Annotated in this window: 11 protein-coding genes and 3 pseudogenes; 8 read left to right on the forward strand and 6 right to left on the reverse strand. The window is 43.1% G+C overall.

From position 1 onward, the window contains the following. The first annotated feature begins 281 nt into the window (after positions 1-281). A complete protein-coding gene (locus AB5Y70_RS10355) occupies positions 282-2,123 on the forward strand; it encodes a hypothetical protein (protein WP_319895075.1) in 1,842 nt (613 codons plus the stop codon). A 154-nt stretch (positions 2,124-2,277) separates the two neighbouring features. Here AB5Y70_RS10355 and AB5Y70_RS10360 read toward each other — a convergent pair whose 3' ends face one another. Next, a complete protein-coding gene (locus AB5Y70_RS10360) occupies positions 2,278-2,844 on the reverse strand; it encodes a hypothetical protein (RefSeq protein WP_319895077.1) in 567 nt (188 codons plus the stop codon). A 118-nt stretch (positions 2,845-2,962) separates the two neighbouring features. Here AB5Y70_RS10360 and AB5Y70_RS10365 point away from each other — a divergent pair, with 118 nt between their 5' ends. Beyond that, positions 2,963-3,169, forward strand: a complete 207-nt coding sequence (locus tag AB5Y70_RS10365) for a helix-turn-helix domain-containing protein (RefSeq protein WP_005895552.1) — start codon at positions 2,963-2,965, stop codon at positions 3,167-3,169. A 401-nt stretch (positions 3,170-3,570) separates the two neighbouring features. Then, positions 3,571-4,698 carry a Fic family protein gene (locus AB5Y70_RS10370; RefSeq protein ID WP_017778709.1) on the forward strand — a complete coding sequence of 376 codons (1,128 nt, stop codon included), beginning with the start codon at positions 3,571-3,573 and terminating at the stop codon, positions 4,696-4,698. 397 nt (positions 4,699-5,095) lie between these two features. Here the strand turns inward: AB5Y70_RS10370 and AB5Y70_RS10375 are convergent, their stop codons facing one another. Together AB5Y70_RS10375 and AB5Y70_RS10380 are read right to left on the reverse strand one after the other, a co-directional pair. Further along, positions 5,096-5,506 carry an H-NS family nucleoid-associated regulatory protein gene (locus AB5Y70_RS10375; RefSeq protein ID WP_005303890.1) on the reverse strand — a complete coding sequence of 137 codons (411 nt, stop codon included), beginning with the start codon at positions 5,504-5,506 and terminating at the stop codon, positions 5,096-5,098. A gap of 351 nt (positions 5,507-5,857) precedes the next feature. Continuing rightward, positions 5,858-6,157: a hypothetical protein gene (locus AB5Y70_RS10380; RefSeq protein ID WP_005303889.1), complete on the reverse strand. Its 300-nt coding sequence runs from the start codon at positions 6,155-6,157 to the stop codon at positions 5,858-5,860. 514 nt (positions 6,158-6,671) lie between these two features. Here AB5Y70_RS10380 and AB5Y70_RS10385 point away from each other — a divergent pair. Continuing rightward, positions 6,672-7,124, forward strand: a complete 453-nt coding sequence (locus AB5Y70_RS10385) for an antitoxin Xre/MbcA/ParS toxin-binding domain-containing protein (RefSeq protein WP_080990060.1) — start codon at positions 6,672-6,674, stop codon at positions 7,122-7,124. A gap of 455 nt (positions 7,125-7,579) precedes the next feature. On the opposite strand, the pseudogene AB5Y70_RS10390 reads toward AB5Y70_RS10385, so the two are convergent. Together AB5Y70_RS10390 and tolC are read right to left on the reverse strand one after the other, a co-directional pair. Beyond that, positions 7,580-8,445, reverse strand: a pseudogene (locus AB5Y70_RS10390) (IS5 family transposase). A 343-nt stretch (positions 8,446-8,788) separates the two neighbouring features. Next, on the reverse strand, positions 8,789-10,090 hold the full coding sequence (gene tolC, locus AB5Y70_RS10395; RefSeq protein ID WP_319895516.1) for an outer membrane channel protein TolC: 1,302 nt from the start codon (positions 10,088-10,090) through the stop codon (positions 8,789-8,791). A gap of 306 nt (positions 10,091-10,396) precedes the next feature. Here tolC and AB5Y70_RS10400 point away from each other — a divergent pair, with 306 nt between their 5' ends. The 4 genes and pseudogenes from AB5Y70_RS10400 to AB5Y70_RS10415 all read left to right on the forward strand — a co-directional run. Next, complete coding sequence (locus AB5Y70_RS10400; protein ID WP_021140715.1) at positions 10,397-10,720, forward strand: hypothetical protein; 324 nt, start codon at positions 10,397-10,399, stop codon at positions 10,718-10,720. Between the two features lie 191 nt (positions 10,721-10,911). Further along, positions 10,912-11,598: a heavy metal response regulator transcription factor gene (locus AB5Y70_RS10405; protein ID WP_021140716.1), complete on the forward strand. Its 687-nt coding sequence runs from the start codon at positions 10,912-10,914 to the stop codon at positions 11,596-11,598. Then, the gene (locus AB5Y70_RS10410) at positions 11,588-12,943 is read left to right on the forward strand and encodes a heavy metal sensor histidine kinase (protein ID WP_005303879.1); all 1,356 of its coding nucleotides are present in this window, start codon (positions 11,588-11,590) and stop codon (positions 12,941-12,943) included. The genes AB5Y70_RS10405 and AB5Y70_RS10410 overlap by 11 nt, the downstream gene beginning before the upstream one ends. A 112-nt stretch (positions 12,944-13,055) precedes the next feature. Beyond that, a pseudogene (locus AB5Y70_RS10415) lies at positions 13,056-13,154 on the forward strand (IS5/IS1182 family transposase); the annotation flags it as partial. A 134-nt stretch (positions 13,155-13,288) separates the two neighbouring features. Here the strand turns inward: AB5Y70_RS10415 and AB5Y70_RS10420 are convergent. Next, a pseudogene (locus AB5Y70_RS10420) lies at positions 13,289-13,726 on the reverse strand (HAD-IC family P-type ATPase); the annotation flags it as partial. Between the last annotated feature and the right edge of the window lie 101 nt (positions 13,727-13,827).

Consider the following 13,827-nt stretch of genomic DNA (forward strand, 5'->3'; position numbering starts at 1 on the left):
CTGTGTTTGATTCTTGAGATTGGCACTAGATGTGGTGCTGTATGTTTACACAGCACAAACATATCCGATCCGATTGAGGCGATCAAGGAAAACGATTGATGCATCAGTAAGGTTGTTTTTCGAACTGATTGGGGAGCACAGCTACAGCCAGTCAACCCTCTGATTTTTATGATTTTTATTACCATCATCCTCAAGCGGGAGTGTGTGATAACGTAATGTTCATGTATGGTGCAGTAAGCGCCATAGCTTCAACGACTAGGCGTTGAGACAGGCTCCCGCTAATGCAGGGACAGTTCTATTGCATTTATGGCACTTGGGCTTGGTTAGCGAGCATTCGCTCAGAACTGAAAGTGATCAATAACGGTGGATTAGCAATGGGTGGACACTACATCAACCTTTTCATGTGGGGATATCAAAGCCACTATCGGATTCAAATTCAGAGGTTAGCTCGCGATGTGCTTAAAAGACTGGGGGCTCCTTCAGAAGCGGAAGTTATTCTAGTTGGTGCTCGAAGCCCAAATAGCGATAACCGGAATCCAGTGTGCATCGAACCAGAAGATGGAAAATGGAAGCTGTCATTATTTGATGGCCTAATTGATTCTATTGAATTTACTTATAACAACCATGAAATGCAGAGTTTGTGTTTTGGTGATGCTCCAAGTATGCGTGATAAGCCGGAGTGGATGCGCCAAGATTCAGTGCGCACATCGGTAGAACTGGCATTAAAAAAATTTGATGAAGAACATCATTTAACTTCGTTCTGTGGAGCAGTTAGGCGCATCGATGACCACTATGTAACTCCTGTTATACAGATCCCAAATAGCCTGTTCTTGCAGTATCCCCCGTTAGATCATCAGCCACTCAGAAAAGGCAATAATCAAAATGGATATCGTAGTCTCATCCATTCAGCTATGGCGGCTGTTCTACATGAGGCAACGGAGGGATTAAACAAGCCTGAACCTGGACGTTTTTCACATCGTGGTATGAGAGAGGCAGAAGAGATCGTCCGTATTGCTGCGAAAAATTTCATGCACACCCCAGGGTTATCAATCGAACGACAGTACATACATGACGATCTGTTTGCTACGTTGAATCTTGTTTCTTCCTTAATGTATGAAGGCTCGAAGGGAATTGGGCATCTTATCCTTGTTGACCCCAAGAATGATGTAGTCGAATTTATGGTTAAGTTTGCTGAGCCTGTGACACTTCGTGAACCAAGGTGGGTTAGGAAAGTTTTACAGATGGCAACTACAGGCATTGGCATTATTGCAGACAGCCAGCGTATCTATGGACTGGGGAGGCTTAAGGAGTGGCATGATCCCCGTAACCAAGATGCATTTTTAGTCGTTTTTATCGACCATTATCACTGGGAGTTGCGTTGTGGCAATCAAGCATTACTTCGTAGTCATTATGCTGAACCTAAATTACCTCAAGAACCTTTTGATAAGGCAGCGTTCCTTGCGAATTATGCTCGACTCTTTCCAGAGACATCACATGAAAATGGATTAAACCTGTGGCGCCTGATGATGGCTCAAGTTAGCCAAGAACACGGGAGCATGATTGTTGTTGCCGAAGACGCGGCTAGTGAAGCTCGTCGTCTTAGCAAGCAAGGTACATGTATCGAGCCAACACTTCTTTCTGAAACATTACTCCGAAGTGTCAGTGGCATCGATGGAACCATAATTCTAGATCCTGCGGGCTTCTGTCATGCTATCGGGATCATTCTTGATGGCGAGGCGACCGAACAATGTACGCCATCAAGAGGCTCTCGCTACAACTCTGGAGTACGCTATGTTCACAAAGGAAGTCATCGAAGACTCGCTATTGTCGTGTCTGATGACCGGACTATTGATATCATCCCTATGCTCAGGCCATTGGTAAGTCGTAGCATGATTGAACAGCATGTAACTCGGTTAGAAAATGCAACTATCGAAAATTTTCATGATCCTAGAAATTGGTTAGATAAACATCGCTTCTATTTAAGTTTAGACCAATGCTCTAGAGTAAACAATTCACTTGAACGACTGGATAATTTCCCGAAAGAATTTGGCCGTCTTTATTTTTCCACAGAGAGATTTGAAGTCCATCCCGAAATGAATGAAAGCTATTTAACTGATTTATAGCGAGAGGATGGTATTCTGTACATCATATATTGACACTATTATGTGTACCGCTAGGTATATGAACGAGCAGCGGTGAGGGAAACTACATGACCTAAAAATCACAGACACCTATGGTCATGCAGTTAAAATCGGCTGATATATAGAAGGGATGATATTAGTGGGACAAATCGGAGCTCCCCAAAGCCCTCATCACCTCCTCCACGGCAGCCAACCTGCCACGTAGGTCACTATATTCCTTACATCTATCGCTGAGAGCATTCTCAATAGCCATATCCAGAGCCGGGTAGTCTGCTTGCAGCTTATTGTATTCAGCAATTGCAGCCTGGCACTCCTGAATTTCGATGCGGTAGATATTGGCCTTCGTTTTTAACTCATCTAAGAGAGCATCATTCGCCCCCCCTTTGTGTTCCTGAACCTTCTTAATCTTCTTAACCTCTAGGTCACTCGGTTCTTCTTGAAAGTTCACCTCATCAAACTGGGGGGTTTTCACAAAGCTTGGATACAATCGCACATCATCAACATTTCTCCGCTCCAGGAAACCCGCGTCAACCAGCTTCATCAGATTACGATAAACGAGGCCGTATCGCCTCTTATGGGCCTGATTGTACTCTGAGTCACCAAAGACTGCGTTCAAGCACTCCGTTGTAGTGAAATCGTCCATCTGCAATCGAATGAGTGCGGTGTAGAGCGCGGTTGGTAACCACACAGTCTGGGAGCTCATAAGCGATCCTCGGTCTCGAACGAAAATGTTTAGTGGAAATCTAAACTCGATTGCGGATTATAATCCGTGGTCGTTAGCCAGACAACCAGAGATAGTGCTCGCCAGCGAGAGGCGAGACATGCAAGAGCTAGCAAAAAAATTTGGTGATGCTGTACGTGATAGACGGCTTCAATTGGGCGTATCGCAAGATGCACTCGCATATGCGGCCGAAATTGATAGAAGCTACGTAGGACGAATTGAGCGTGGTGAGGTCAATGTCACCCTGGAAAAGGCTTATCGTCTTGCCAGGGTTATGGGGTGTGACATTCGCGATTTGCTGCCATAGATATATTTGCCAAATAATTATCTCTTAACCCAGATAAAACTAAATTTCCCTATAATTATTCACAGTGATGGCATAGCGAGTACCATCAGGCATATGAATGAGCAGACCTAAGGGCATCTGCGTGTGCGTGGCTTCATGCAGCGCAAGCTGCAAGCTCACAAGAACCATTCGAAACGAAAACGAGCTCCCGCCTTGTCTATCTACTGGTTGCTGTAGCGCCACACAGCAGCAATAAATCCAGTTTTTCATTAGCTCCGGTCTGAGATTTTCAGCCTGGATCTCCATCCTCATTACCAGCTCTGCTGGTCTGCTGCATGTGTTATATTCGGCTCAAACATTAAGCCGAATGATGGGCTGGGTCGGCTCATTATTGAGACCCTAGCACGTTGGATGAGGAAATAATGGAACCATTTTGGATTTGGCAACAAGCCGACTGGCCCAATTTTCATTGGCGGGATAGCGAGATATTGCCCAGATTACGGCAGGTGCAACGCAGGTTGGGAATTCTAATCGGTAGTCATTCCAGGTTGGGGAACCCCGACCAAACGTTGGACACGTTATTGGCTAACATCATCGCCTCGTCCGCTATCGAAGGCGAACGTCTCAATGCCCAATCCGTGCGTTCTTCCCTGGCTAGGCGGTTAGGGGGATCAGAAACTCAGTCCTATCCCGTGTCAGATCGCTCAGAGGGGCTCGCGGCAATGATGCTGGATGCCATCGACAACCATGAACAACCACTGACAATTGAACGACTTTACCAATGGCATCGTTGGCTGTTCCCCGCCAACGAATGGTCGGTGCAGCGACTGAACGTAGGGCAGTTGCGAGGAGATGAGCCGATGCTGGTTGTCTCTGGGCGTGTTGATCGCCCTACCGTGCATTTTGAGGCTCCACCCAGAGCAGCTCTGGACGATCAACTGGCCGCGTTTATCTTCTGGTTTAACCAGACTCGGCATGATCCAACGATAGATCCCCTTCTTCGTGCGGCGATCTGTCATTTCTGGTTCGTGACCCTGCATCCCGTTGATGATGGCAATGGGCGGCTCACGCGGGCATTGACCGATCTCGCGCTGTCACAGGCTGACAGCCAGGGCATCCGTTTGTATGCCATGTCAGTCGCTATTCTAGAATGGCGGGCTGACTACTATCGGGCACTGGAGTCAACACAGAAGGGCACGCTGGATATCACATCCTGGCTTTGTTGGTTCCTCGACACACTGGATTACGCCATAGAGCTGGCATTACAGGTTATTGCTCGTTCTCTTGCCAAGGCTCATTTTTGGTTGCGGCACTGTCATGACAGTCTGAGTCCAGAGCAAACCAAAGTGCTGAATCGTTTACTGGATGGCGGCGAACAGGGTTTTGAAAATGGCATCAGTGCCAGTCAATATCAAAAAGTCGCCGGAGTCAGCAAGGCGACTGCCACACGCCATCTGGCTGAACTGGTGGAGAGGGGATGCATTGAGAAATTACCTGGTGGCGGACGCAATACACGCTATCAGATCTGCTTGCACACCGAGGGAGTTTGAAAAAGCATCGCCATGGGGCGTTAATTTCATCTGGTAGATGAGAGCTGCGATTGGTGTACAAATGACGCTATTTAGTTAAATGTTGACGCCATGATGTGTGCCGTCAGGCATATGAACGAATAGACTTAACCGACAGTCATGGCTCTCAACTAATCTTTTGAGTGATAACAAACTATCGAGAACATCGGGATCTATTGCAGGAACATCACCAGGCCCGAGATTTGAAAGCAGTTTGGTCACACTGAGACGTACCAGTTGCTCTTCGGCCAGCGCCTTGGCTCTCTGGACAACCTCGGGTGATTCGGATGAAATCATATCCTCCAATGTCCTCCCCATACGGTGCTCCTACTACAGATAGAATTAAAGGCCCACGCCGAGCAGGCATGGGCTCTCAGCATTAGATCAAGAAGTCATCCAGTGCTTTTCCAGCCGCAACAGCGTCTGCAATGGCCTTGGGCATGCGCCCCTGGCCAGTCCATGTCTTCTCCTGACCGCCTTCGGTGTACTTGTATTTTGCAGGACGGGGAGCGCGTTTGGCTTTGTTGGCTGAACCATCAGCTTTCGCTGGAGCCGCAGTGCCAACCAGCTCACTCGGATCTATGCCCGCTTGTTTCAGCAGCTCGGTAAACTCAGCCAGTTTTTGCAGGCGTTCAGCTGACTCTTCTCTCAATTTGCTCTCTTGCTGCTCACGTTCGGCATAGATTTCGTCAAATTTGTCTTTAGCCTCGACCAACTGCTCATAAGACAACTCACGCAGTACAGCTCGCAGACTACGAATATTCATCAGTGTTTTCAAAAAATCGTTCATTGATAGCCTCATGTATCACATTTTTATATCATGAAAATTATCTCTCAATCTCAGCATCAGCTCCACTGTTTTTTGCACCAAGATAGTTTGGAAATAGCATCATTCAAAAATCGTGAGCTAAATTGCGCTTGAATCTATTTAATAGCCTAGCTCCAATCTGCTATGAAACTATGTAGCCAAAAATTAAATCTAGGTGGTAGTGAGCGTTGAGACCATCTCACCAGATGAGCCGATGAAGGATCTTGTTCGGCTCACGAAATGAGCCGATTGAAAAGTATCATTGGCTCACAGAATGAGTCGATGATAAGAGATTTTTATCTCCACACAAACTAGAGTATGGGAGCATATTACTCATATTATTTCCCTATTAGAATAATCACGCCCAAATGTGTCTGGGTTTGCAGCCTCATAGTCATCGTCAAACATATGTTCCCCGCGATGCATCTCCCTCACTGTTGCGAGTGTACCGAAAAAGCACATTTCACACAGATGCACCTTATAACGTTCACCATCGTGACGGGAACCATAGCCAAAATCCGCCGATAACGAGCCGTATTGATTGGTTCCAAAATTCGTTTTTGTACTACGACCACAGACATCACAGAGAATGTCAACGACCTGCTCTGTTGGCACAATTTCTTTTACGAGCATGCTACGCTCCTAATCTGATGAGAATAGGAGTTATCATACGCGGACACACTATATATATTGCAACTTGTTTTGGTTACTTTCTGGTATCCATGCGAATGAGAGCTTTCACTTCGACAACAGTGGCGCCGATAGGAACACCTATCGAACTCAATAACTCGCCATTTTCAGTTCTGGTAACCTCGGGATCACCCTTATACCAACACCATTCTCGGCCAGTTTTTGTGTCGGCTGCCTCTAAGATGCCACAACGATAATCAAAATTGATGGTCACTGAATGTTCTCTCGGCTAGCTAGTGGTTATAGCATAGTAAATATATGAGAATTCAAGTCTCATAAAGACCCCAGATAGAATTATGCACAGAGATTCACGAAAAAGTTGGTATTGCCCGAATGGGGCGCTTCAACCTCTGTATCCTGTGCCTCATCCAACAAAGTCCTCAGACCCATCGCCATCGCCACATGGAACAGATAGGATAAGGTAATCTGGTATCGTAGGTTCAGGGGAGATTTCATCATGTCCTATGCGAGTTATCATCCAGGTAAGGCTACGGCCTCTACTAAGACAATATTTGACTCTCTTGGCATACCGAGTGACCCGTTGGGGGCACATCTATGGATCGTGGCTGGCGTAGCTCCTGGCATCATTCATCGACTAGCTGAATTGATGAACACAGACTCAGGTTTGATATGCCGCTTAGCAGGCATTAGCCGGAGCACTGTTGCTCGCAAGCTGAGGATTGAGGCTCCCCTATCAATCTCGCAGGGCACCAGGGTATACGGCGTTGTACAGGCCCTAGATGCGGTGCTCTCCCTCCATGAGCACGACACCACCAGAGCGATTTCATGGTTAAGCCGCCCAGCCTGGGGCTTAGGTGGCATAGCTCCAGCTGAGGTATTGACGACACAAATGGGGGTTCTGGCTGTTGTCGATCTGGTGGGACGGATTGAATATGGGGTGTGCCAATAACAATAAATTGAAACACCTTGATAGCGAAAAACCACCAACAATCGTTTAAAAAAACAGCAAAACAATGAATTTTTAACTTTTTTTCATTTGTACCACTTGAAAAATTCGAAAAACTGTCCATTTACTAATTATGAGAGCAAAAAAATTTTTTCCGACATTCCGCTGCTATGCAGCGAAGATAAACCAGTCTTTCACCCCCCTTATATCCATGCTCTTAGACGCTAAAAGCAGCTATCCCTTATATCATACTAAAAAATACTGATTTAGATCATTAACTTGAATAATAGAGCAAGGTTTACAAATCGACTTTATATACACGCAAGATGACAAAATAACCTTTACCAAAAAATATTAACACCATATCAAAATGACAAAGTGGCAATATAAGGGGATGAAAGATGCGATGTTTCCTAAATCAGCTATCAAGTTACGACTTCCTCAGCCCCAAGTGACTGCTACACTCGGTACTTCCTGACAGGAAGTCTAAAGATGCTCAGTTTGTTTATCTCGCGCACATACTCCATCGCCCTACCTGGCCGTTGTCGATACGCGGGCAGGTTGTGCCTGACAGCAACTGTTTGAACCGATACATTTCCGTTTATGCTAGTGAACAACGGTGATACCCAGGCATTTTCTTCCAGTGTGCGCGTCCTTCCTTGCGCATCACCAGCGCGACCTCATTTCTTGGTGCCCCTTTTTCCATGGCCCCTGTTGCAAGGCAGGATACAGGCCGTCACTCCTTTGTGCGCTATCAGCTGATGGCTGGCTTTGCTCTCATAGACAGCATCAGCATAATGCGCCGTAGTGTATTGAGCAGTGTTGGCAGCGCCTCAGCACCATGAATATTTTCCAACGACACTTCCGCTGCCACGACCTCGTGAGTCGCTAGGTCAACCGCGAGATACAACTTACGCCAGACGCAACCTTTCTCGGCACCGTGTTTTCTTACCTTCCACTCACCCTTTCCAAACACCTTCAGGCCGGTCGAGTCGATAACCAAGTCGGTGATACCCCTTTTGTGGGCTGCTGATCGATAAACTTCATTGTGCGGGCACACGGCAGCACATTCATAAGATAAAACAGGGAGTCGCATAGTCTCTGAGTGGTTCGCAGGGTAAGGCTGCAAATCCCCTTGAACATCGAAAGGTACAGGTAGTCTGGTCGGTGTATAGCTGACTGCGGCCCTATAACCCATCACAGCCATGGTGGAACCAGTTGCTTATGGCATCGGCATCAATACAGAAGATGAGTGAGACACGATTAATCAGAGACCTGCTATATTGAAGCCAATTTCAGTGATGGAATGAAGTAACTTGCCCATGATGCTGGCTGGAAGGGGATGGTGGTGATCAGATTACCGACTTCTCAGTTCGTTCCACTCAAGAAGCATCGATTTGTGAAATAAAGCGGATGAAAGAACAAATGGAGCAATTCGCACGTATAGTGCGGGTTATTTAAACAATGGTCTTTATAAAACTTAAATCCACATTAAAAACTACAGCCCTATAGGTCGCTATATTTTCTGAATGAGTTTATAGCTATACACTAATAGTAACAAGTGCTAAAAACCTTCCGAAAAAAATAAATAAGAGAAATGAATTTCCAGGTTAAATAAAAGGCATCAGTGCAAAACTGATGCCTATTGAAAAATAGATTACACACAACTACCTTAAATTAACTAAACCATTATCAATATCAATTATTTCTTTTTTACCTAAAGACCCTGAATTTAATTTCAATGTGGCAACGTTGACTATGTAACTATATCTAGAAATAGCTAACTTTGTCTTTGCATCATACAATTTTCTATTAGCATCCAATACATCAATGATAGTCCTAGTGCCAACCTCATATCCTGCCTCGGTCGCTTTTAAAGCACTTTCAGCAGAAACTACAGCTTGTTGGTATGCTCGAACGGATCCTATGCTTGCATTAACATTGTTATATGAAGACTTAACTGCACTCATGACCGAGCGATAACTTTTCTCCAGCTGCTCACTGGCAGCAACATAGTCAAAAGAAGATTGTTTGACTTGTGATGCTGTTGCACCACCTGTATATAGTGGCAATGAAAATTTAATACCAATGTCGCCTTGATTGGAATAACCGTCCGTATTAACTGTATTATCTTTGTAGTTATTATAAGTTGAAGATAACCCCATAGTAAGATCAACTAATGGCTTATGTCCTGACTTAGATAAATCGATCTGCATCTTCGCAAGTTCTTTTTTAATCCGAGCCTGATGTAATGCCAAATTTTTTTCAATTGCTGCATCAGTCCACTTATCAATTTTCCATAAAGTTTTTTGAGGACTGAAACGCTCTGTATCAAGCTTATTAAGCTTTCTATGCTCAAGACCAGTTAACTCACGTAGAGCCTCATAGCTATTTTCAAGCGTGTTCTCTGCATAGATCTCATCGGCAAAAGACTGATCGAAGGCGGCCTCTGCCTCATGTACATCAGTAATCGCGGCCAAACCTACCTCAAAACGCTGCTGGGTTTGAGCAAGCTGCCTCTGAATTGCCTTTTTCGTTGCCTGAGAATAAATCAGCAAATCTTCAGCCTGGAGAACATTAAAATATGTCTGTATTGTACGAAGCACTAAGTTTTGATGCTCAAGAACATAAGAAACATCTGATAGTGTCGCATTCTTCGCAGCTAAATCAAGATTAATCCAATTAGCACTGTTGTAGAGAGATTGCTCTAGATTGATTGCACTATTCGTTGCGCTCCCAGTTTGCATATCCAGATTATCGTCAACATAGTTAGCACTAAGACCAAGATTTATCTTTGGTAGAAATGATGCTTGCTCTTCATTGATTTTTTCGAATGATTGGTCACGCATTGCCTTTGACTCAAGAAGTTGCGGATCCTTTTGCTTCGCCAAGTTATAAATATCTAGCAAGCCCTCCGCATGCGTGTAACTACTAAGAAGAGCGAGTATAGGTAAAAACATTTTGTTCATCATGATAGATACCAACAGATTGTAAATAAAGAAAACGAAAGTAGCGGATGCATATTCATATAATGCATCCGCCTGTGCACCAACCGTTATTCAGGCATATCAACACCTTTAAGATATATTCAAAATATGGAAAACCAGGTGGTGTAAAATCATCTCTCATACCCCAATAGGGTGAATCATACATACTTGCCCTCTTAAAGATCTATATCCTTACGGTAATGTAATCTTGCTGACAGCAGCATGTAATGTTGATTGTATATAGTGATTAGCGATAGCCGTGCAATAACAACGAAATGAGGTAATCCAATGAAAATCAAGACCATCTTAGCTGCGCTCACCATGTTGATTAGTAGTTCAGCGGCTTTCGCTAATGCCCCAATGCCTTTCGATCTTAGAGCAGGGCATGGAGTAGTCTATGTAGAATGGAAAATATCTGCATTGCCTACTGACTCCGTGGACGTATCCACCCCCGATGGCACGAAACTGGGCGTTGTGAAGGCTCTCCCTGGTAAGACCAAGCAGTTAACACTTCCTTCTGATAAAAATATTACAGAAGTTATCGTAGACTATAAAGGAACCATTCATAACGTCTCTCTCCCGCATGGTATGGGAAGCGGTAGTAACCGTTAAGATCTTCCACATGTAAAAAACGGCCAGCTTATGCTGGCCGTTTTTTAAACATTAAAAATAATCATTCTAGATTTTATAATTTCGATATAACCTTCATTGAAACTCTTGATGCAGCTGGATTTTTTTTATTTTTTAGTGTATGTAGTAGCATAGACTACTGACTATCTTAATACTGCATATTGGAGAACATAATGAATATTTTAGTTGTTGAAGATGAGCCAAAGATAGGTGAGTATTTAAAGAAAGGACTCACTGAGTCAGGCTACATTGTTACTCTCGCCACAAATGGAATTGATGGTCGCTTTTATATACTTAGCCATGAATTTGACTTAATAATACTAGATATTATGTTACCTGGGATTAACGGATGGCAGCTTCTTGAGGAAATTAGAAATATAAACATTCAAGTACCTGTCATGTTCCTGACGGCAAAAGATGGTGTCGGAGATAGAGTAAAGGGGCTAGAGTCTGGAGCTGATGATTATCTTTCAAAACCATTTGCATTCACTGAACTACTAGCCAGAATAAAAAACCTTCTTAGGCGATCCAAAGACAATCATATTGAAGAGGTTATATCAATTTCAGATTTGATTATAAACATCAAATCAAGAACAGTTAAGCGGTCGGGTAAAAAACTACATCTCACCCCTAAAGAATATCTATTACTTGAGTTATTAGCTCGGCGGCATGGTGAGGTATTACCTCGCTCATTAATTGCCTCTTTGGTATGGGATATGAATTTTGACAGCGATACAAATGTAATAGATGTTGCAATCAGAAGATTAAGAGCCAAGGTTGATGATGATTATCAAATAAAATTAATTCATACTATTCGAGGAATGGGATATAAATTAGAAGGTGCTGGCGATGAAGAGTAACATGCCTATAACTATACGTGCTATGCTTTTTGTTTCTGTCGCCATAACGATCAGTATGATTTCCTTGTTATTTTTGGTAGAGACATCTATCAAAAATCATTTCTTAGACCTTGATAATGAAACGATAGATAACAAAACGATTATTATCGAGCAGTTTTCAAAGCGCATAGATGCAGTTCAAAGAATTATCAATTGGGATACAATCAATCCTGACTCTAATTTTTATATCGAGATATTAAAAGATGGTAAAAAAATATATAGGAGTGAACGAGACAGCTTTAATTTGAGAAAGTTCAGCAATACACTAATTCATGTATCTGAAACTGACACTTCCGCTCCACATAAATATCTCAGTAAAAACATTAATTTTAAAAAAAATGATAACTCCTATTCAGTCGTGTTCTATTTAGACTCAAGTGTTCACTCTCATTTTTTGTCTGACTTTAGGATGCAGCTATTAATCATAGTCTTTGGTGTTTGGGCGATCATAATATTGTCTACATACTTGGGTATAAGGCAAGGCCACAAACCTATTTATATATTAAGCAAACATATGTCGACTATTCAGGCTGAACAGTTGAACTCAACATTAGAACCCAACCAATATCCGAGAGAGTTAAGGGAGTTGGTTGACTCATTCAATACCATGCTATCTAAACTAAACAATAGTTTCGTTAAGTTATCTGATTTTTCAGATGATGTAGCGCATGAACTAAGAACCCCATTAACCAATATAATCATGCAGGCTCAAGTTGGGTTAAATCAAGACAGGAGCATCTCCGAATATAAAGAGTTCCTATATTCAATTCTGGAAGAGCTTGAGCGTTTGGCAAAGATGGTTAGCGATATGCTGTGGATTGCCAGGTCAGACAAAGGTTTGATTTCTGCAAATAAAGAATTTTTAGATTCAGAGAATGAACTTTCTTCTATTTTAGATTTCTTTATGTATTTAGCAGAAGAAAAAAGCCTTACGTTTAACGTTGCAAATACTAATAAGCTTATATTTGCTGACAAAATAATGTTTCGTCGTTCGATATCCAATCTGATATCTAACGCAATAAAATACTCAGAGAGCAACTCTGCCATTAGCATCTCAATATCAAACGATGAAGGAAATAATTCTATCATTGAAATAAAGAACAAATGCAAAGATATATCTTACGATGAATCCTTGAGAATGTTTGATCGATTTTATAGGGCAGATTTATCAAGATCTAGCAATAACGATAGTGTCGGGTTGGGTCTATCGATTGTTAAATCGATAACCGAAGTTAATGGAGGGAAGGCATGGAACAAATTAAGTGGTGATTATATTTCATTTTATATATTATTCCCAGCCAAATAGCTTTTAGCTATTTAACGTAGGACGACACTAGCATTATTAAAGAGCATGGTTGCCAAAATCAGCCAGTAAGTCATGACTTCCCCAGCCCCAAGTGACAGCTACGCACGGGGCTTCCTTACAGGCAGGCAATGCGCAGGTGGCGGGGGAAATCCTAGCAGGGGTAAAGGTCATGAACAGGATAATGGGCTTAAGTATGCCCGTTTGGCAGTAAGTCAGTTGGGTAAGGAAAACGATCAGGGAGCAAGCAGCCTTGTTTTAAAATTAACTAGCAAGGCCACTTGGTCGTGGAATGTCGATAGGTGACATTTAGACTCATCTGCGGACATATAACCTCCGCAGATAGGATCAAGCATTCGTGACCTTCATACCACGGAGTCTCAGCGCGTTCAAAATTACCGAGACTGAACTTAAGCTCATAGCTAACGCCGCGACCATTGGTGATAACAGGAATCCCGTAGACGCATAGAATACACCTGCGGCAAGCGGTATACCAAAAACATTATATATGAAAGCGAACGCTAGATTTTGTTTCATATTTTTTATCGTTATGTTTGATAATGTTCTGGCTAATGCAATCCCTCGTAAATCACCTTTGACTAAAGTAACGGAGGCGCTACTAATTGCCACATCAGTACCTGTTCCCATAGCGACACCAACATCAGATCTTGCTAATGCAGGGGCATCGTTAATACCATCTCCCGCCATCGCCACAATATGCCCCATCTGTTGAAACTTGGTGACTAGAGCCAATTTCTCTGAAGGTTTAACATCGCCATATATTTCGCTAATGAAGGTGCGAATAAGTCATATGGCACGAGAGCATTTACTGGTAACCCATTGATATTAAATGACTAAAATTTTCATTTTTTGTTCTTGGGATACTT

It is taken from the genome of Aeromonas sp. s1(2024), from assembly GCF_040908005.1.
Lineage (GTDB): Bacteria > Pseudomonadota > Gammaproteobacteria > Enterobacterales > Aeromonadaceae > Aeromonas > Aeromonas caviae.